We start from the raw sequence: 19310 nt of genomic DNA, 5'->3' as shown, positions 1-19310 counted from the left end.
TGTATCATTGATTGCCCGTCGGCATCAGCCTAGACGTGGCTTACAAAACAGGAGAGCCAGATGGCCGAGCGCCGCACCGCTGATCCGTTTCAGCACCTGATCGCCCTGTCGCCGCGCGACACGGCAAATGTGATCAATGCCGCCCCGATCGGCATCTGCATTACCGATGCCAACGGCAACTTTGAGATGGTCAATCCCGCCTACTGCGCGTTTTACGGCTATGAAAAAGAGGAGCTTATCGGCCAGCACTTCACCCTGGTTGTCCCCAAAGCCTATCGCGACCAGCTTAGCCAAATGCACGATACGTTTATTGCCGGCGATGACATTGAGCTCCGCCAAGAGTGGGAAGTGCGGTGTAAAAACGGCGAAACGCGCACCATCATCGCCGAAGCCGCCCGCGTTCACGGCGATGACGGCGCGCCGCGTAAAGTCACCTACGTGGTGGATATCACCAGCCGCAAACGCCTTGAAGAGCAGTTAAAACAAGCCAACGAGCGCTTGGATTATCTGGCCCACCACGATCAGCTCACCGGCATTTTTAACCGTCGCGCCGGACTGCAGCGCTTGGAGCAGGAGCTAGAGCGCTGCAAACGCTACGGCAATGAGTTGAGCGTGATGATGTACGATTTGGACAAGTTCAAACATATCAACGACACCTACGGTCATAGCGTCGGCGATGAGGTGCTCCAAGAGATGACCCAGCTGATGGCGAAAGAGATTCGCTCGCCGGATTTTCTCGTGCGGTTAGGCGGTGAGGAGTTTTTAATCATCATGCCCGAAGTCAGCGCCGCCTCGGCCTACCAGGCCGCCGAGCGCCTACGCCAGTGCGTCGCCGAAACGTCCATGACGGAACACGCGCTGCCTGTTACGCTCTCCGCTGGTGTCGCAAGCTACCGGGAAAGCTCCTCCACGCAGCTTTTGGATCGCGCCGACAAGGCCATGTACGCGGCCAAGCAGGCCGGACGTAACCGCGCTATGATGGCCGAGGAGGTATCTTAGCGTTTTACGCGCTATGCTTAAGGCATGTCATACTCGGGCGTTATTTGCTCAACGCCCCTCACTCATACGTCACCCATTGAAGGAGTCACAATGAGTAACGCAGAGCTTAACGAACTTAAACAAAAATACGTCGCCGCGGGTGCGGCAAGCCCCGCCACGGCCTTCGCTGATCGCGCGGAAAACGCCGAAGTGTGGGACGCCGACGGCAACCGCTTTATCGACTTCGCCGGCGGCATCGGCGTGCTCAATATCGGCCATCGCCACCCCAAGGTGGTCGCGGCGGTGAAAGCGCAGCTGGATAAAGTGATGCACACCTGTCAAACGGTGATGCCTTATGAAGGCTACGTAAAAGTAGCCGAAAAGCTCAGCCAGATTACGCCGGTGCGCGGGCATGCCAAGGTCATGCTGGCCAACTCCGGCGCCGAAGCGCTGGAAAACGCGGTGAAAGTCGCCCGCGCCGCCACCGGTCGCTCCAACGTCATCTGCTTTGACGGCGGCTATCACGGCCGCACGCTCTTCACCATGGCGATGAACGGTAAAGTCGCGCCCTACGCCACCGATTTTGGCCCCATGCCGGGCAACGTCTTCCGCGCGCCCTATCCGGTGCCGTATCACGGCGTCAGCGAAGACGAAGCCATTCGTGGCCTCAAAATGGCGCTCAAGACCGACGCCAACCCCAAGGACACCGCGGCGATCATTCTTGAGCCGGTGCTCGGCGAAGGTGGCTTCTACCCCGCCTCGAAAAGCTTCTTGGAGAAAATCCGCGAGATCTGCGACGAGCACGGCATGTTGATGATCATCGACGAGGTGCAGTCGGGCTTTGGCCGTACCGGCAAGATGTTCGCCATCGAGCACAGCGGTGTCGAACCGGATCTGATCACCATGGCGAAATCCATGGCCGACGGCATGCCGATCTCCGCGGTCGTGGGCACCGACAAGCACATGGACGCCTCGGGCGGTAACTCGCTGGGCGGCACCTACACCGGCAGCCCCACCGCCTGCGCCGCGGCCCTGGCCGTGATGGAAGTGTTCGAAGAAGAGAACATTCTGGAAAAAAGCCAAGCGCTCGGTGAGAAGCTCGCCCAACGCTTCGGCGGCTGGGAAGACAAGTTCACCTGCGTGGATAACGGGCGCAACATGGGTGCCATGGCCGCGTTCGAGTTGGTCAAAGATGACCACCACACGCCCGACCCGGAGCTTGCCGCCAAGCTGTGCGGTAAGGCCCGCGAGAAGGGGCTCATCCTGCTCTCCTGCGGTCTCTACGGCAACACCATCCGTTTCTTGATGCCGGTGACCATCGAAGACAGTGTGCTCAATGAAGGCTTGGATATCGTCGAAGCCTGCCTCGACGAGCTGACCTAACCCCTAGGCCTAACCCCATCGGTTAGCGCTTTTTCAACGCCGCCCGGCCACCCGGGCGGCGTTTTTGTTTTGATGTGCTGTGTGTTTATGCGTCCTTGGGGCGGCGGTCGCCTTGGAGAAAGTTGGCCACGAATACCGCCTTGCCGTAGGTCTCAAACGACCACTTCATCACCTCGGAAAGCGCGCCCATCACGGCGTCGAACTCACCGAATACCTGCGTGCTCATGCGGTTAGGGTACACCTCTAGCCCCGAGGCTTGGAGTTTGGTCACCACCTCTTTGATCGGCGGTTTGAAATCATCGGCGAGGGGGTAGTAGCTAAGCTGTACGGAGAGATACATAGTGCCTCCTTATGATGGCGTCATCTGCCGCCAGGCAGCGCGTATTGCCGCCCGCGTCTCCTCCGGGTGTTCCATGGGGAACATATGCGTGCCCGGCACCGTTTCGACGCGCAACCCATTGCGTTTTAGGCGCTGGATCCGCTTTGGCGTGAGCAAGTCCGAATCCTTTCCCGCGACCACGCTGACCGGCACCCGGAGCCGCTTGGGTAGGCGCGTGAGATGGTCTGGCAGATGACGAAAAATGTCCACTTCGATGCCCGGGTCGAACGTCAGCTCAGCGCGGCCATCGTCCAGTTCACGGGTGCCCGCTTCAATATAGTCGTTGAGGGCCTCCGGCGTAAAACGGCGAAATAGCCCGCGACGGCGCAGGTACATCGCCATCGCCTCGCGGCTGGGCCACCCCGTGCGCCGCCCTTGGTTTTTCCCCGCCGGCGTAATGCGATCAATAAAGCCAAAGCGCTTGGCCGCTTTCATGGCCCATGCATCCACGCCGAGCATGAGCGGCGGGGCGAGCATGACCACCCCCGCAAAGCGCTCAGGGCGCTTTGCCGCCGCCATCGCCATCAGCGTACCCCCCAGCGAGTGACCCACACCAAATACCGGCGCTTCGCTTTCCGGTAGCGCCGCCAGCACCTCCTCGACCAGATTGGCCCAGTTGGCGTTCACCGGGTAGTCCGGGTGGTGCCCCAGCCGGTCGATGGGGTGCAGGTCAAACTGATCGCTTAAGGGGGCCAACAGGCTCTTGTAACTCAGGCCGGGAAAGCCGTTGGCGTGGGCAAACACCAGCCGCGGGCGCGACGAAGCTCTGATCATGGGCAGGCTCTTATCGTTATAGGGCATTGTGATTGCATCATTTTCATACACTCGTTTTAACGCGACGCGCTCCAAGCGTCAATGGTGGCGAATATCGTCCTTCGACAAGCTCAGGATGAGCGGATTGGCTTTTTACAGTACCGTTCGCCCTGAGCCTGTCGAAGGGCAGGTATGTAAAAAGTGATTAAAAAAGCGACAGCTGGGTTTCCGGCGGCGCTTGTGCCAACCGGTAACCCACGCCGATAAGACGCACCGGGCGCTTGCCGCGCTGCCAGCCGACCTTGAGCAGTGCCTCAAACTGCGCCGTATCGGGCGCCGGGTCGGCATGCTCCACGGTGGTTTGGGTGAAGTCGTTGAACTTTACTTTGACCATCACGCCGCGTACCGCGGGCGCGGGGTCCAGTCGTGCGTAGCGGCGCTCCAAGTCAGCGATCAGCTCGGGCAGTGCGTCGCGGCAGGCGTCAAGCGTGGGTAGATCCTGCGGGTAGGTCTGCTCGGTGCTCACCGATTTGCGCTCGCGCTGGGTTTTCACCGGGCGCTCATCGTGGCCATAACTGAGCTCATGTAGGCGCTTTCCAAAGCGGCCAAACTGCTCGACCAGCTCGGTCAGCGGACGCTTACGCACATCGGCACAGGTGTGAATCCCCAGTGCATGCAGCTTCTCGGCGGTGCGCGGCCCCACGCCATGAATCTTGGTCACCGGCAGCGTGGTCACAAACGTCTCCACCTCGGCCGGGGTGATCACGCAGAGGCCGTCGGGTTTGTGCCAATCACTAGCGATTTTGGCCAGAAATTTGTTGGGCGCCACGCCCGCCGAGACGGTAATTCCCACTTCCTGCTGCACCCGGGCGCGAATCGCCTCGGCCATGCGCGTGGCGCTGCCTTGATAGAGCGTCACCGCGGAGACATCCAAAAACGCCTCATCCAGCGAGAGCGGCTCTATCAGCTCGGTCACATCGCGATAGATGGCAAACACCTGCCGCGCGACGGCTTTATAGGTCGCCATGTTACCGCGCACCAAGGTAAGGTGCGGGCAGCGCTTGAGCGCCTGCGCCATGGGCATGGCCGAATGAATGCCGTACTTTCGGGCGGGATAATTGCAGGTGGCCACCACACCGCGCTGTTCGACGCTGCCGCCGATGGCAATGGGAATATCCCTGAGAGCAGGGTTATCGCGCATCTCGACGGCGGCAAAAAAGCAGTCACAGTCGCAGTGGATGATTTTACGCGGCAAACAGTCACGCCCTTTCATCGGTGTGGTGTATCAAGTGCCGCAGAAGGTGCGCAGCACCTGCTCCTGCTCGCTTGCCGGTAGCGCCCACTCCCGCGCCTCGGGCGTATCGTCGAACGGGCGCGTGACCACGGCCAGCAGAGCATGGAAGGGAGCAAAGTCGCCATCAAGTGCTGCTTGAATCACCTCTGCCACCCGGTGGTTGCGCGGAATCACTACCGGGTTGGCCTGGCGCATCGCCTGCCGGCGCGTTGCATTTTGTCCGGCAACCTGTACGCCCTGCCACTCGTCGAGCCACGGCGCAAGCGCCTCGGGCTTTTGTGTCAGCGCCAGCAGCGCGTCGCGGCTTTCCCCACTCGGCTCACTGGCGTAGCGGGTTAGCGCGTCGAACGTCGCGGTCATGTCCATGCGCCCTTGCTGCATCTGCGCTTGTAGGGCGGCCATCATCGGCTCGGCCTGATCGCTGCCTTCGGCAAGCCCGAGCTTATCGGCGCTGATGCGCGCCCACTCAGGGTCAAAAGTGTCATTAAAGCGGCGCAGCACGGCGGTGGCCTGCTCGATGCGGGCGTCTTGGTCGCCTTCAAGCAGCGGCAGTAGGCACTCGACAAAACGGGCGAGGTTCCACTGAGCGATGACCGGCTGATTAGAGAAGGCGTAGCGGCGCCCTTCGTCGATGGAGCTGTAGACTTTCTGGGGGTCGAAGGCTTCCATGAACGCGCAGGGGCCATAGTCGATGGTTTCCCCGGCGATACTCATGTTGTCGGTGTTCATCACGCCGTGAATAAAGCCCACGCTCATCCACTTGGCCACCAGCTGCGCCTGGCGCTTTAGTACCGCCTCAAACAGCGCCAGATAGGGTGAATCCAGCCCCTTGAGTTCGGGGTAGTGGCGCTCGATCACGTAATCCGCCAGCGCCTTAAGCGCGGCGTGATCCTGATGCACGGCGGCAAACTGGAAGGAGCCCACGCGGATGTGGCTCGCCGCCACGCGAGTGAGCACAGCCCCCGGCTCTGCGAGCTGGCGCGGTCACCGCCGCCAGCGCACGCGTGGTGGGCACGCCCATGGCCGCCATCGCCTCGCTGACCAGGTATTCGCGCAGTACCGGCCCAAGCGGCGCGCGGCCATCCCCCCCACGCGAGTAGGGGGTACGACCGCTGCCTTTTAGCTGTACATCGCGGCGACGCCCTTGCGGGTCGACCACTTCGCCGAGCAGCACGGCGCGACCATCGCCAAGCTGGGGGACAAAGTGCCCAAATTGATGCCCGGCGTAAGCCAGCGCCACCGGCTCCGCCCCCGGCGGCAGCTGGTTGCCGCTAAACCAGGCGGCGAGCGTTGCGTCATCCGGCGGCTCTTGGGCACCCAGGCTCGCGGCAAGATCGGTGTTAAACGCTATCAACTCGGGCGCCTTGACCGCGGTGGGCTGGCAGGCGGACCAAAGCATCTCGGGCAAGCGTGTGTACGATGTGTCAAAGGTGAGCACGATGACCTCCTCGTTGGCTGTGCGAGTAGGATAGCAAAATACCCGACTATTTTAATCAGGTTTTAGCGGCCACCCTAAGACACCTCCCCCCGCTGAGCCGCGAGCACGTTAACCGCGTGCTCTAGCACCGGCGTGAGTGGCGCGCGCCACCGGTGGGTTAAAATCGCATCAGCGCGGGTGACGCCAAGCGATAGCGACGCCAGCGGTAACCCGGCATCGTGGGCGGCACGGCAGAAACGGTAGCCGGAAAAGACCATTAATGAGGTGCCCACGCAGAGCACGCCTTGCGCGCGGGAAAGCCCTTCCTCGGCGGCGCGGCGACGCTCGGGCGGCACCACGTCGCCGTAATAGACGACGTCCGGCTTTAAGATGCCACCGCAGCGCGGGCAGTCCATTACCTGAAAGGCGCTGAAGTCGGCTTCCAGATCGGCGTCACCATCCGGCGCGTGCTCGGCATCCAAGGCCGCGAAGACGGGATTGAGCCGCGCCATTTCGGCGTGCATGGCGTGACGCATGAGCTGGTAGCCGCAGCCCATGCATTTGACCAAATCTGCCCGGCCGTGCAGGTCAATCACCCGCTTTGAACCCGCGCGCTGGTGCAGCCGGTCGACGTTCTGGGTGACCAGAAGTTCCACATGGCCCATGGTTTCAAGCGCGGCAAGCGCCTTGTGCGCGCCGCTCACCTGCGCGTCGCTGAGGGCTTTAAAACCCACCAACGCCCGCGCCCAGTAGCGCTTGCGTACCGCTTCCGAGGCCATGAAATCACCGTGTTGCACCGGCGGCGAGCGCTTCCACTGGCCATCGGCATCGCGATAGTCGGGAATGCCGCTATCGGTGCTGACCCCGGCGCCGGTCAGCACCCAGAGCTTCGGGTGGCGGGCGATATACGCCGCCAGTGCATCGCCCGCCTGCTCAACGTCGGTGGACTCTGGCGTATCGACAACTTTCCCTACCTGCATCAATGTTTTCCCACTGTTTTATGCGCGTGGAAGGCTCGCCCCTAGGCAAGCTTTATACATCTCAACGATACTGTCTTGAATACGAACTCAAGTACGCTCTTAGATACGGTCTCAAGTAGGAGTTCAAGTACGGTCTTAGATACTATCTTACATACCGTCTTATACAGTGGGTTTAATAGAGATTTGAAGAAACCGTGTAAACGTCAGCGTCATCGTTTGCGTTGGTCATCAATTTTGCGGGAGTTTGTGGGAGAAAATATAGCATGCAACGGGATCATGAAGTTGTCATTGTCGGCGGTGGGATGGTTGGCGCCGCGCTGGCCGCGCGACTGGGCTACGCGGGATTAAACGTGGGGCTGATTGAGCGTGGTGACGCGCCCACCGCGCCTAGCGGCGATTTTGACCTGCGTATCTCCTCGCTCAACGCCCGCTCGCTGGCGTTTATCGAAGCCAGCGGCACGGAGCTGCCCGAGGCGCGCTGCTGCTCGTTTCGCCATATTGAAGTGTGGAACCAAGACGGCAAGGGCCATAGCCTGTTTTCCGCCGAGGATAGCGGGCTTGAGCGCTTTGGCGTTTTTATCGAGAACCGCACCCTTCAATACGCGCTCTGGGAGCGTTTAAAAACGCTGCCCGGCGTCACCTGCTATACCCAGTGCGCGCCCATTGCCACGCTCACCAGCAGCGACTCGCGCTTGGTCGAGCTGGATAACGACAAAACCCTCAACGCGGAGCTGGTCGTCGGCGCAGACGGCGCGCGCTCGACGCTGCGCGAGCTCGCGGGTATCGATATCACCACCTACGACTATCATCAGCGCGCGCTGATCACCAACGTGGAAACCGAGCTGCCCCAGCAGGACGTGAGCTGGCAGTGCTTCACCCCCACCGGCCCCGTCTCGATGCTGCCCCTGCCGGGGCATCACGCCTCGCTGATCTGGTACGACAGCGAGGCGGCCACCCGCGACCGGGAAATGCTCTCCGATGAGGGCTTGAAAGCGGCCATCGAAGCGGCCTTTCCCAAGCGGCTGGGCAGCTTGATTCGCGTGACCGGGCGCGCCAGCTTCCCCATCAAGCGCCAGCACGCCAAGCGCTATATCGCCAAACGTCTCGCGCTGATTGGCGACGCGGCGCATGTGGTGCACCCGCTCGCCGGCCAAGGGCTTAATATCGGCCTGCACGACGCCGATGCGCTCGCCGATATTCTGCTCGACCAGCGCGATATGGGCGATGCCAAGGGGCTTCACCGCTTTGAAATTCAGCGCCGGCTGGCCAACCAAGCGATGATTGGCGCCACCGACAGCTTCCATCATCTGTTCACCGGCAGCGCGCCACTGCGCCGCCTCGGCGATGCCAGCCTGCAGCTCGCCGAACGCTTCCCGCTCGCCAAGCGCATGATGATGCAACAGGCCAACGGGCTGAATCCGTTTAAGCGCGGCTAAAGCGCTGGCATAACGTCACCGGTAGAGGGCTATCGCGCGAAGATAGGAAACGCCACGATGGCCCGACTCTGGTAAGCTTATGCAATATTTCGGTGACAACATGTTTTCAGCGACGGATAGGATAAAGTGGCAATGCGGGTATGGCGGATGCAGGGATGGATGCTTTCCATTGCGATGTTTTTGACTCTCTGCCTGCCGGGCCAGTCGCTCGCCCAAACGCCACTTTTACTTGATGGGCAGCAACAAGCCATAGAACTGTCGAGCGCAGTGGCCTATTTCCGCCACAGCGGCGAAGAACTCAGCCCCCAAGAGGCGTTAAAGCGCTTTCAAGACCCCACTCACAGCGCTACCCAGCTTGGCGAGCGCAACTTTGGCCTGACCCGCGATACCATTTGGCTGCACATCCCGCTACGGCGCCTGTCTGACGCCGGCGAGCCCTGGTATTTAGAAGTGGGGCACGCCTCGCTGGATGAAGTCACGCTGTTTCAAAGCGTGCCGGGCACTACCGCCTGGCGTGAGGAGGTGTCCGGCGATCTTCTGCCCTTCTCCTCGCGTAGCGTGGCGCACCTGCACCATGTCTTTGCTCTGGCTGAACACGAAGCCGGTGATACCTCGCAAGACCTGCTACTGCGCGTGCGCTCCGAAGGCACGCTGACGGTCCCTTTGACGCTCTGGACTCAGGAGGCCCTCTGGCAGCGCGATCAACACCGTTACATGCTCCTGGGCCTGTATTACGGCATTCTTCTCAGCCTTTTGATCTACAACCTGTTTTTATATTTCGCCCTGCGCGATACGCTGTATATCACCTACTCGGGTTACGTCTTTTTCCTCGCCATTGGCCAGGCGGGGCTCTCGGGTGTCACCGGGCAATTTCTGTTTCCCAACTGGGGATGGCTGACGCACATGACGCCCACCGCCGGCGTGTCAGCGGCGGGGATTTTTGGCACCCTCTTTGTGCAGCGCTTTTTAGGCTCGACGCCGCGCCGGTTACACCTGGGTTGGCTGATGCCCACGCTTAGCGTGGCGTACACCTTGACCCTGCTGACCGCCCTCTTTGTCTCCTACAACGTCGCCGCCATCGCCGTAAACCTTATTTCCCTGGTGTTTGTGGTATCCGCCGCCTCCATGGGGATTGCGAGCTTGATACGCAAAGAGCCCGGCGCGCGTTTTTTCGTCGTGGCTTGGCTGTTTTTTCTGCTCGGGGTGATGGTGATTGCCCTGCATAACCTAGGCGTTTTGCCCAGCTCTTTTCTTATCGCCAATGCCATGATGATCGGCTCCGCCGTGGAGATGCTGCTGCTTTCGTTAGCGCTGGCGGATCGTATTCAGAACTTGCAGCGACAAAAACAAAAAGCGCAAGCCGAGGCCATCACCAATCGCCAAAAACTGCTGGAAAACGAGCGGATACACAAAGAAGAGCTGGAGCAGCGCGTCAAAAAACGCACCCATGACCTGGAGGAAGCGAATCGCCTTCTCCACCTAAGCCAAAAACAACTCGAACACCAGGCGACCCATGACACTCTCACGGGCTTGAAAAACCGACAATACCTCCATCAGCGCGCGCAAGAGGCTCTGGCCTACGCCGAGCGCCATCAGCAACACTTCGCGCTGGCCGTGATCGACCTCGACGGTTTTAAACCCATCAACGATACCCACGGCCACGCCGCGGGCGATCAGATGCTCGCCGAAACGGCAAAGCGTCTGTGTGAATGCGTACGCACCACCGACACGGTGGCCCGCATTGGCGGGGATGAGTTTGTGATCCTGTACGCGCCACCGCTTCAACCCGACGACATCCCCCTGCTGCGCGACAGAGTCATCGCCTGCACGACAACCCCCATTGAGATCGATAGCGATCTTTCCGTAGCGTTATCGCTCAGCGTCGGAGTCGCCCTCTACCCCAGCGATGGCCGCACGATGGATGACTTGTTTACCACCGCTGACAATGCCATGTATCAGCACAAACTCGCACGCAAGTCGCAGCGTCGTTAGCGGTAAAGCCAAAGCGTTAGGATGAATCGTAGTGCCCACCAATAGCGAAAACGTAAATGGATGTGTCGTCGAATCGATATATGAGCCTGTCTTTCTGTGAGATACGTCTTGACCACAAGCCTGATAGGTTGTGTTTGAGTGGCTCTGGTTTGCCGACACCGGTAGATGGATCTTCAGAACGCAGCATTTCTTTCAGGATTTTGCAGAGAGCTTTGTGCAGTTTTTTGTCTTTCTCGCGCATCTTTTCATAGGCTTCCCAAGTATTGCCCTCAAATACCAGTGATCTCATTTATCTGCTCACCATTAGGTGTGTATCCCTGGCCACGGCTGTGAGTATCGAGGGAGGTCGCAATCTGTTGCATCAGGTCTCGGTTCTGAAGAATGTGCAGGGTCTCTTGTTCTCTTTCCCAATCCTCAGCACTCATGACAACGAAAGCCTCTCCGGTGCGACGCGTCACCTTGAGGGGTTCGTGTCTACTCACAACCTGTTCCACAAGGCTTTTCAGGTTATCTCTGAATTTGTTGACACTGACGATGTTCATAGCCCCACCATAACGTACGGATAGTCCGTACAACTATAACGCAGTAACCCTCACAAGACCACGTTTGCGGCTTCGGCTTGTATGAAGGCGGCAGCGACGTGACCCTTGAACCCCTGGAAGGCAATCGTGGTCATTTGGATGGTGTCGTTTCCATTGATCAGGCGAGCGAAACGTTGCGAGCGTTTTTGCAGTAAGGGAGTTAGCGCTGACTCTTTGGTAACGTCCATCGAGATAAACGCAACCAGCCCCGTAAGCCTCGCATTTTTTACTTGCTGATACGGAAGAAGTTTGGACAGACGCTCGGCTTCGCTATCACGACTGATCAACGCGCAGAAAGCGACTCGCCCTCTATCTCAGCAAAGTGACCCGCTTTATCCAGGCTGTATTCGCCAAAATCCCGCGCCAGGTAAAGCGAACCCAAATAGACGCGTTGGGCTTCTTTGCGGATGTCCTCGATGGAAGGCGACGCATGGGGGTTGGGCTGGTAGCGGGGGCTGAAGTGCGTCAGCACCAGGTTGGGGAGCGCTACCGATTCAGCAAACGCAGCGACCTGCTTGGCGTAGCTATGCCCCACGTCACCGGCCTTCTCGGCCATGGCTTCGGTGTAGGTGGCTTCATGCACCAGCACCTGCGCCCCCGCGCACGCCTCAGACAACAGATCAGGCTGGTCATTATCCCCGGCGATTACGACTTTTCTGGGCTTGTGTTTGGAGATCAGAAAGTCACGGCTTTTTAACCGCTCGCCCCCAAACTCAACATCAAACCCTTGCTTCAACTGCCCCCACAGCGGCCCTCTGGGAATGCCTTTGAGAGTCAGCTTTTCGATATTCAAGGCGGCGTCAACCTTTGTCTCCGTCAACCCATAGGCATAGGACGGCGCCCGGTGTGAAAGCCTAGAAGTGGTAACCGCGATGCGCTCAAACTCAACGGTTGGCAGCTCGTCCGAGTCGATAAACGCCAGGGCAAAGGGCAAGCAAACCTGTGTGGCCTCAAAAGTGGCGTCCAGCCATGCCTTGACGCCTGCGGGTGCCACGATGGTAAGCGGCTCCGTCCGGCCGTTCATCGCCGCACTCGCCAGTAGCCCCGGCAAGCCATAGCAGTGATCGCCGTGCACATGGGTAATCAGGATGGCTCTCAGTGAATTCAGCGACAGTTTCGTGTGCAAAACCTGATGCTGGGTACCCTCCCCGCAATCGATCAGATACCAACCCTTCCCCTGGCTCTCGCGCAACGCGACGCCGGAGACGTTTCTGGTTTTGGTGGGCACACCGGCGGATGTTCCAAGGAAGAGTAAATTCATCGTTTGTTCGTGATCTCTTACGTACAAGCCCAGCGTAAACACACTGCCAACCCAAATAGTGTCGTGTTGGCGTGCTAACAATGGGCTTTGACGGATTAACGTCCGAAGCAGCAAGCGCATGCTTGAATGCGCACTACCATGCGCATAAAATTAGGCCATACATTAAATTGCCACTGGGAGGCTCCAATGGCCGAACTCTACAATGCAGCCGCACCGAAAAAAGCAGCGAATCTCTCAGTCAATAGCGATCTGCTGCGTAAGACCCGCGAACTGAACATTAACCTGTCCGCTACCCTGGAGCGAGCCCTGAAAGAAGAGCTCTCCAAACGCGAAGCAGCCCAATGGGCCGAAGAAAATCGCGCTGCGATCCAAAGTTACAACGATTTTGTCGAACAACATGGCTGCTTCGGCGATGAATTCAGGGAATTTTGATGGCACAGTTCGATGTATACCCCAACCCAAGCACAACCAGCCGAGCGCACTACCCTTACCTTGTCGATATTCAGAGCAGCCTGCTGAGCGAGCTGACAACTCGCATCGTCATCCCTTTGGGGAAACGCTCCGCATTGGGTGGCAACGCCATGCAAGGGCTCACGCCTGCAATCAGCTTTGCAGAACAAGAGCTTCTGTTGTTGACCCCGCAAATTTCCTCTGTTTCTGAAAAGCAACTCCAAAACCCGGTGGGCTCTCTAGCGCATTTCAGAGACCAGATTGTTGGCGCCCTGGACATGGCCATCACGGGCATTTAACGCGGCGATTTGCGGCAATTGTATTCGACTTTGCCTATTACAACCTAATGGTATGCTGATGAGTCTACGCCATCCCGCAAGGAGACAACATGCCACGCTTTCCCGACCATCTGCAGGGTGACGGCCCGCATAATCCTTTCCCAGGTATCAAGGTGTTGGAGCGCAAGCTCGGCCACCCCATTCCTCACCGTTTGGGTTCCAACGAAGGGCTGGACATGCCCCATCGCGCGCTGCGCGAGCACTTCGGCGATGCCATGAGCGAGTTTGCATACGCCTATGGCGATGCCGAAGCGCTGGGGGTACGCCAGCGGGTTAGCCATCAGCAGGCGATCCCACTGGAATCGATTTTGGTGGATGCTGGCGCCGATAGCTTGATGGCGCTAGCACTGCGCGCCACCTGCACGCCAGGATGTGCGGTGGTCGCCACGGCGGGCACTTACCCCACCTTTGGCTATTTTGCCCGTGGCGAGGGGTGTCGACTCGTGGAACCGGCCTATCGGCAAGCCCCCGGCTTGCTGGCGCCCGACCTGGAGGCACTCAATCGCGCTGCCCATGCCGAAAACGCGCGCTTGGTGTATCTCGCCAACCCCGATAACCCCAGCGGCCATTTGCACACCGATGCGGATATTCGCGCGCTACGCGCTCAACTGCCCGAAGCGTGCTGGCTGCTGCTCGACGAGGCCTATGGTGATTTTCGCGACGATGCCGAAAGCGGCGTGTTAGCTAACGTACTGCCCGGCGTGATTCGTCTGCGCACGCTCTCCAAGGCCCACGGCCTTGCGGGGCTGCGTATCGGCTATGCCATCGCCGCGCCGGAAACCCTGGCGATGCTGATGAAAGTGAGGATTCACTACGCGGTGTCCACGCTGACCCAAGCCGCGGCCGAAGTCGTACTCGACCATCCCCAAGAGACGCAGGCGCATATCCAAGCGGTGAAGACACGGCGGGAGAAACTGGCCCAGCATTTTCGCGCGCTCGGCGCCGACGTGCTGCCCAGCGCCACCAACTTTGTGGGTATCCGCCTGCCTAGCGCTGAGCTTGCCGGTAGCGTTCATAAGACGCTTCTCAACGAGGGCACACTGATTGCGCGGCTTGGGCACCCATCGATCGCCAACGTGCTACGCATTACCGCGCTGGAGGACGCGCTAACGCCCGAGCGTTTGGCACCGGTGGAAGAGGCGGTACGGCAAGGGTAGGCAGCCGCCGCTGAGTCGGCGCCCTTTACTCAGCGCAGTCGATACACTTGAGCACCAGCGGCTCCCAGTTCAGGCGTTTGGCGCCGATCCATTCGCCGCATTCAATACACTCGCCAAACTCTCCGTTCTCGAGCCGCTGCAGCGCACCGACAATACGCTTGAGCTTCAGCTGGCGGCGCTCCTCCTCGGCTTTCGCCATCGCTTGGCCTTGCAATGCGTCCATACGCGAAAGCCGCCCCACTGAGGTTTGGTCCAGCACGACGGTGTCGCGCGAGGATGCACTGCTTGCGCTCTCCGCCTGCAACTCTTCGCGCAGCGCCAAAAGCTTTTCGCGTATCATATCGGCATCCAGTTCGGGATGATTCATGCCCGCCTCCTCGTTGTCGCTTTTAAAGGCACTGTGCCTGCTACACTAACGGCTTTTACCGCCGCTGTTGAGACGTTGTTATGGGATACCGCACGCTGCTGCGTGAACACCGCCCGCTGCTTGCTATCGCCTTTTTGGCGATGTTCAGTTCAAGTTTGGGACAGAGCTTTTTTATCGGCCTGTTCCAGGCGCCTATCTCAGAGCACTTTGGCTTAAGCGTTGGCCAGTTCGGCACCGGCTACGCGGTAGTAACGCTTACGGCCGGCTTTTTCATGCTGCGCTTCGGGCCGACGATTGACTGGATTTCGCCGCGCCGTTTTGCCGTGACCGTGCTGTTGCTGCTCGCCTGTGGGATTGCGCTGCTGACGCTCTCGCCCTGGTGGTGGCTCGGTATTCTCGGCCTTGGCATCGTGCGCCTGTGCGGACAGGGGATGCTCTCGCACTTGGGGAATACGCTGGCGGCGCGGGAGTTTACCCAACTGCGCGGTCGCGCCATGGGCTTGGTGAGTCTGGGAATTCCGCTTGGCGAGGCGGCACTGCCGCCACTGGTTGCCGTCACCCTGTTATGGCTTAGCTGGCAGCAGTTCTGGTGGCTGTTTGCGCTGGTCATTGCCCTGCCCTGGGCGTGGCTTTTGATCAAAGCACCGTGGCCAAATGCCCCTGGCATCAAGCCCACCCAGCGCGATTCCCAAGGCCCAAAGCCTTTTCGCGAGCGCCACTTTTGGCAGCTCCTGCCGCTTTTGATGTCACTGCCGATCACCATGACGGGACTTTTTATCTACCAAGCGCAACTGACCGAGGCACTGGATAGCTCGCTGACCGTCTACGCGCTGGCCCTGACCGGCATGGGGTTTGCCAAGCTACCGGGGGCGCTGCTAGGCGGGCGCTGGGTGGATAGACTCGGCCCGGTGCGGCTTGCTCGCCTGTATCTCTTGCCCTATGCGATAGCAATGGTAATTGCGCTCATGCTAGGCGGGCACCTCAGCGTCTGGGCGCTGATGGTCGGCGGTGGCCTGGCCATGGGGGCGCAAGAGCTTGTGGCTTCCGGGCTTTTAATCAAACTCTGGGGGGCTGAGCACCTGGGCCGGGTGCGCTCCGCGCTGAGCGCTTCGATGGTGTTCTCCACCGGCATCGCCCCCGCCGTGCTTGGCGTGCTGCTTGGCGCCGGCGTCAGCTTTGAGGTAATTCTCGCCGGCATGCTCGCCTTTATTATCGTCGGCTGGCTGCTGGCGCAGCCAGTATTGAGAGTGGCACATAGCAACGACTAGCGCTGTTGGCGGCTGGTTATCTAGCGCAAAATCAGTACCGGCAAATGGGCGTTGCGCAGCATCGTGGTGGTGGTGCTGCCAACAAGCAGATGGCGGATGCGCGAGTGGCCGTAGGCGCCCATGATAAGCATATCGATGGCGTTCTGCTCCTTGTAAGCGCGCAGCGTGGCTTCCACCTCGCCGGCGCGGATCGCGCCGTCGGCGTCATGCCCGGCGTCGCGCAGGGTGCCAAGCGCCCACTCCAGCTGCGAGCGGTTTTCGCCCGTTTCCGCTCCGACAATCACGACATGACAGGCCACCCCCTCAAACAGCGGGCTTTTGGCCAGCATCTCCACGCCTTTGCGCGCGGTTTTGCTGCCATCAAACGCCATCATAACGTTTTCCGGCGCTTTGAACTCGCCGCGTGGCACCATCAAAATGGGGCGGTGCATTTCGCGCACCACACGCTCTAGGTTTGACCCCAGATGACCGCTGGCCTTGTGCGCTGTTTCGCCGCGCTTGCCCATCACAAGTAGGCGAATATCGCCTTCTAAATCCACCAAGGTTTCCACCAGCGTCCCGTTGCGCTGGCGCGTGGTAGGCGCTGCCACGCCAGCGTTGATCGCGCGCTCCTTCACGGACTCTAATAGCAAGCGCCCCTGCTCGCGGGCCACTTTGGCGCGCTGCTCTTCGATATCTGACAGGCGCTCTAACAAATGCTCGCGGGTGCCCAAGCCCAAGTTCCCGGTCATGTCGGGCTCTGAGGTTTGCGGGTGATTGTCGATCACATGGACAAACTCCAGCGGTGCCTCAAGCGCTTGCGCGGCCCAAGCGGCGTAGTCGCACACGATTTGGGAAAATTGCGAGCTATCAATGGCGGCCAACACCTTATCGGTCATTACGCGCGTCTCCTTAACGGGGCATGGCGATGTATTGTGATAAAAAGCGTGTTGTAGCAAGACACCCTCTTTTCTACATCAACTCGCCCCCAAGCGATAGGTCATGTGTCGGTCTGCCACTAATGAATGAAGCGCGGCACCCACTTGAGCAATCCCAGCATGCCAAACAGCTCGATCAGTGACTGCAGCACAATCACCACGACCGCCGGCGCCCAAATCTCAGGCAGCGCAATGGCCAAGGGCAGCACCACAAAAGAGTTGCGGGTCCCCAGACTAAACACCAGCGTCCTGCCCGAGGGAGCTGGCAAGCGAAACAACGTACTGAGGCTTTTTCCCACTAGCGCGGCTGTGAGTAGATAGAGGACGAATATCGCCACCACGGGCCACAGGCTTTCGCGTGTGGCCATGATTAGGTGAACTTGCGAGGCGGCAATCAAAAATACCACGGCAGCGAGCAGCGGCACCGGCAGCCACACCATCACGCTGACCCAGCGCTGAAAGGCACGACGGCGCAGGGCCACCTTCTCGGTGAACCAGGCGAGCAGAAGCGGCGTGAGAATAAGCCCAACAAAGGCAGGCAGTAACTGTCCTAAAAGCCCACTCCCGACAAATTGCTGCCCCATAATGAGCGAGAGATAGAGCGGCAACAGCACCATTTGCAGCAAAAGCAGCACGGGAGATGCGGCAATGGCGCGGGCTGTATCTCCCCGACCCAGATAGGTGAAACTGATAAACCAGTCGGTGCAAGGCACAAGCAGCACCAACAACACCCCGAGCATCAAGGCGTTGTCCAAGGCGAAAAGCGTCACCAGCGCCCACACCACCAGCGGCATGGCGACAAAGTTGCCCAGTACGAGGGCTGCCAAAAAACGCCGATCGCGAAACGCTAAAGCAGTGCCCAAAAAGGGGACTTGGGTAAAAGTCGCGTAAAGCAGAACGCCAAGTAGCGGCCACAGCACGCTTTCAAAACGCTGAACCGCCTGCCCATGCATGCCTGTGCTAATACCGGCAATGATCGCCACGAGGTAGAGCCAAACTTGGTACTTTTCCAGCGCTTCTCGCATTAAAAATGTGTCTACCTCAGTGGAAGTAAAACGCCAGGATACGCCTTCAACTCACCCGCGAGTAACCGCCCACGACCCCCTGTTTACTGAGCACCAACTGCCAGAGCTGAATTTGGCGGGCGCGGAAGGCACCGGCACAGCTCAACAGGTAATAGCGCCACATGCGGTAAAACGTATCGTCGAACCGGTCGCGAAACTCCAGCCAGTTGGCTTCAAAGTTCTCATGCCACGCCATCAAGGTTTTATCGTAATCGGCGCCGAAATTGTGTACGTCTTCGACCACAAACAGCGGTTCGGCGGCATCGGTGACCTGGCTTAGCGAAGGCAGTTCGCCGTTGGGAAAGATGTATTTATCGATCCACGGGTCGGGGGGCGTATTGGTGACGTTTTTACCAATGGTATGGAGCAAAAAGAGCCCATCCTCTTTCAGGCAGCGGTGCGCCACGTCCATATATTCGCGATAGTTTTTATGTCCGACGTGCTCAAACATCCCGATGCTGACGATGCGGTCGAAAACCTCCGTTTCAGCGCGGTAATCCTGCAGCCGAAATTCCACCGGCAGGCCCTTTTTCATCACCCGCTTGCCGAACTCCGCCTGCTCTTTGGAGATGGTTAACCCCACGCACTCCACACCGTAATGCTCGGCGGCGTAGGCCATGAAGCTGCCCCAGCCGCAGCCGATATCCAGCACGCGCATACCAGGCTTTAACGCCAGCTTACGGCAAATCAGGTCGAGTTTAGCTTCTTGGGCCTCGTCCAGATTGGCAGCGTTTTTCCAGTAGCCGCAGGTGTAGGTCATGCGCTGATCAAGCATCGCAGCGTAGAACTCGTTGCCCAGGTCGTAGTGCCTCTCCCCCACTTCCCAGGCGCGTTTGGCGCTTTGGCGATTGACCAGTTTGGCCCGCAGCGAGTGATATACAAGTTGAGTGGGTTTTACGCTTAAGTGAAGCTTGGCGCGCGTGAGGTGATAGAAAAATTGATCCAGCGACTCGGCATCCCAATCGCCGTTCATGTAGCTCTCACCCAGCCCCAGATTGCCCCGTGATAGAGCGTTCTCGATAACACCGGAGGCGTTCAGCTGCATATCCCAAGGACGGTCACCGTTTATCTCAATATTGGCCTGTTCGAGAAGGTCGGCCACGTAGCGGTGGGAAGTAAGGGACGGATCAAAACTCGCGTCACTTTTTTTTAACAGGGTCATGTTCAAGACAGTTACCTCCTGCCATTGGGAAAGGCCACTCCTTGAATAATCAGCTTAGTCGGGATTTCGCATTTCATAAAAAAAAGCCGGCCCGCACAAGGCGGGCCGGCTGGACGATTTCGTTGCGCGAAAT

General features: G+C 59.3%; 22 protein-coding genes. 8 read left to right on the top strand and 14 right to left on the bottom strand.

Features of this window, described 5'->3' with window-relative positions; all coding sequences use genetic code 11:
- Nucleotides 1-60 precede the first annotated feature (60 nt).
- Both BQ9846_RS00475 and gabT read left to right on the top strand, forming a co-directional pair.
- The gene (locus BQ9846_RS00475) at nt 61-999 is read left to right on the top strand and encodes a GGDEF domain-containing protein (RefSeq protein ID WP_075878672.1); all 939 of its coding nucleotides are present in this window, start codon (nt 61-63) and stop codon (nt 997-999) included.
- Between the two features lie 90 nt (nt 1000-1089).
- On the top strand, nt 1090-2361 hold the full coding sequence (gene gabT / locus BQ9846_RS00470; RefSeq protein ID WP_075878671.1) for a 4-aminobutyrate--2-oxoglutarate transaminase: 1272 nt from the start codon (nt 1090-1092) through the stop codon (nt 2359-2361).
- An 85-nt stretch (nt 2362-2446) separates the two neighbouring features.
- Here the strand turns inward: gabT and BQ9846_RS00465 are convergent, their stop codons facing one another.
- From BQ9846_RS00465 to BQ9846_RS00445, 6 genes are all read right to left on the bottom strand, one after another.
- A complete protein-coding gene (locus BQ9846_RS00465; protein WP_075878670.1) occupies nt 2447-2701 on the bottom strand; it encodes a YkoF family thiamine/hydroxymethylpyrimidine-binding protein in 255 nt (84 codons plus the stop codon).
- Nucleotides 2702-2710: 9 nt separating this feature from the next.
- Nucleotides 2711-3514 carry an alpha/beta fold hydrolase gene (locus tag BQ9846_RS00460; RefSeq protein ID WP_075879435.1) on the bottom strand — a complete coding sequence of 268 codons (804 nt, stop codon included), beginning with the start codon at nt 3512-3514 and terminating at the stop codon, nt 2711-2713.
- A 184-nt stretch (nt 3515-3698) separates the two neighbouring features.
- Entirely contained in the window at nt 3699-4766 is a 1068-nt protein-coding gene (gene dinB, locus BQ9846_RS00455; protein WP_075878669.1) for a DNA polymerase IV, read from the bottom strand.
- A 12-nt stretch (nt 4767-4778) separates the two neighbouring features.
- Nucleotides 4779-5744: a protein adenylyltransferase SelO family protein gene (locus BQ9846_RS00450; protein ID WP_479694214.1), complete on the bottom strand. Its 966-nt coding sequence runs from the start codon at nt 5742-5744 to the stop codon at nt 4779-4781.
- Nucleotides 5662-6225: a protein adenylyltransferase SelO family protein gene (locus BQ9846_RS17315; RefSeq protein WP_479694213.1), complete on the bottom strand. Its 564-nt coding sequence runs from the start codon at nt 6223-6225 to the stop codon at nt 5662-5664. The genes BQ9846_RS00450 and BQ9846_RS17315 overlap by 83 nt, the downstream gene beginning before the upstream one ends.
- A gap of 74 nt (nt 6226-6299) precedes the next feature.
- Nucleotides 6300-7184: an NAD-dependent protein deacetylase gene (locus tag BQ9846_RS00445; RefSeq protein ID WP_075878668.1), complete on the bottom strand. Its 885-nt coding sequence runs from the start codon at nt 7182-7184 to the stop codon at nt 6300-6302.
- Between the two features lie 263 nt (nt 7185-7447).
- Here BQ9846_RS00445 and BQ9846_RS00440 point away from each other — a divergent pair, with 263 nt between their 5' ends.
- Nucleotides 7448-8620, top strand: a complete 1173-nt coding sequence (locus BQ9846_RS00440) for an FAD-dependent monooxygenase (protein WP_075878667.1) — start codon at nt 7448-7450, stop codon at nt 8618-8620.
- A gap of 132 nt (nt 8621-8752) precedes the next feature.
- Nucleotides 8753-10612, top strand: a complete 1860-nt coding sequence (locus BQ9846_RS00435; protein WP_083651436.1) for a 7TM diverse intracellular signaling domain-containing protein — start codon at nt 8753-8755, stop codon at nt 10610-10612.
- A gap of 16 nt (nt 10613-10628) precedes the next feature.
- On the opposite strand, the gene BQ9846_RS00430 is transcribed toward BQ9846_RS00435, so the two are convergent.
- The 4 genes from BQ9846_RS00430 to BQ9846_RS00420 are packed head-to-tail and all read right to left on the bottom strand — an operon-like array spanning nt 10629 to nt 12454.
- Nucleotides 10629-10901, bottom strand: coding sequence for a Txe/YoeB family addiction module toxin (locus BQ9846_RS00430; protein ID WP_075878665.1), 273 nt, complete (start codon nt 10899-10901; stop codon nt 10629-10631).
- A complete protein-coding gene (locus BQ9846_RS00425) occupies nt 10882-11154 on the bottom strand; it encodes a type II toxin-antitoxin system Phd/YefM family antitoxin (protein ID WP_075878664.1) in 273 nt (90 codons plus the stop codon). The genes BQ9846_RS00430 and BQ9846_RS00425 overlap by 20 nt, the downstream gene beginning before the upstream one ends.
- Before the next feature lie 50 nt (nt 11155-11204).
- Nucleotides 11205-11480, bottom strand: a complete 276-nt coding sequence (locus BQ9846_RS16660; protein WP_159437898.1) for a hypothetical protein — start codon at nt 11478-11480, stop codon at nt 11205-11207.
- The gene (locus BQ9846_RS00420) at nt 11477-12454 is read right to left on the bottom strand and encodes a ribonuclease Z (RefSeq protein ID WP_075878663.1); all 978 of its coding nucleotides are present in this window, start codon (nt 12452-12454) and stop codon (nt 11477-11479) included. Before BQ9846_RS00420 ends, BQ9846_RS16660 begins: the two co-directional genes overlap by 4 nt.
- A gap of 186 nt (nt 12455-12640) precedes the next feature.
- On the opposite strand from BQ9846_RS00420, the gene BQ9846_RS00415 reads away from it, so the two are divergent.
- The 3 genes from BQ9846_RS00415 (at nt 12641) to BQ9846_RS00405 (ending at nt 14399) form a co-directional block, all read left to right on the top strand.
- Nucleotides 12641-12886 (top strand): type II toxin-antitoxin system CcdA family antitoxin, encoded by a 246-nt coding sequence (locus BQ9846_RS00415; RefSeq protein WP_075878662.1) that lies wholly within the window; start codon nt 12641-12643, stop codon nt 12884-12886.
- Nucleotides 12886-13203: a CcdB family protein gene (locus BQ9846_RS00410; protein WP_075878661.1), complete on the top strand. Its 318-nt coding sequence runs from the start codon at nt 12886-12888 to the stop codon at nt 13201-13203. Before BQ9846_RS00415 ends, BQ9846_RS00410 begins: the two co-directional genes overlap by 1 nt.
- An 89-nt stretch (nt 13204-13292) precedes the next feature.
- Entirely contained in the window at nt 13293-14399 is a 1107-nt protein-coding gene (locus tag BQ9846_RS00405; protein ID WP_075878660.1) for a pyridoxal phosphate-dependent aminotransferase, read from the top strand.
- 25 nt (nt 14400-14424) lie between these two features.
- Here BQ9846_RS00405 and BQ9846_RS00400 read toward each other — a convergent pair whose 3' ends face one another.
- Nucleotides 14425-14766 carry a TraR/DksA family transcriptional regulator gene (locus BQ9846_RS00400; protein WP_075878659.1) on the bottom strand — a complete coding sequence of 114 codons (342 nt, stop codon included), beginning with the start codon at nt 14764-14766 and terminating at the stop codon, nt 14425-14427.
- 80 nt (nt 14767-14846) lie between these two features.
- Between BQ9846_RS00400 and BQ9846_RS00395 the strand changes: the two genes are divergently transcribed.
- Nucleotides 14847-16034: an MFS transporter gene (locus BQ9846_RS00395; protein WP_075878658.1), complete on the top strand. Its 1188-nt coding sequence runs from the start codon at nt 14847-14849 to the stop codon at nt 16032-16034.
- A gap of 20 nt (nt 16035-16054) precedes the next feature.
- On the opposite strand, the gene BQ9846_RS00390 is transcribed toward BQ9846_RS00395, so the two are convergent.
- The 3 genes from BQ9846_RS00390 to cfa form a co-directional block, all read right to left on the bottom strand.
- Entirely contained in the window at nt 16055-16912 is an 858-nt protein-coding gene (locus tag BQ9846_RS00390; RefSeq protein WP_075878657.1) for a universal stress protein, read from the bottom strand.
- A gap of 119 nt (nt 16913-17031) precedes the next feature.
- Entirely contained in the window at nt 17032-17976 is a 945-nt protein-coding gene (locus tag BQ9846_RS00385; protein WP_075878656.1) for an arsenic resistance protein, read from the bottom strand.
- 46 nt (nt 17977-18022) lie between these two features.
- Nucleotides 18023-19177: a cyclopropane fatty acyl phospholipid synthase gene (cfa, locus tag BQ9846_RS00380; protein WP_202403099.1), complete on the bottom strand. Its 1155-nt coding sequence runs from the start codon at nt 19175-19177 to the stop codon at nt 18023-18025.
- Nucleotides 19178-19310: the final 133 nt, after the last annotated feature.

The organism is Vreelandella massiliensis, from assembly GCF_900155385.1.
Classification (GTDB): domain Bacteria; phylum Pseudomonadota; class Gammaproteobacteria; order Pseudomonadales; family Halomonadaceae; genus Vreelandella; species Vreelandella massiliensis.
The sequence above is the reverse complement of the archived record's forward strand: the minus strand, read 5'-3'. Positions and strand labels throughout refer to the sequence as shown.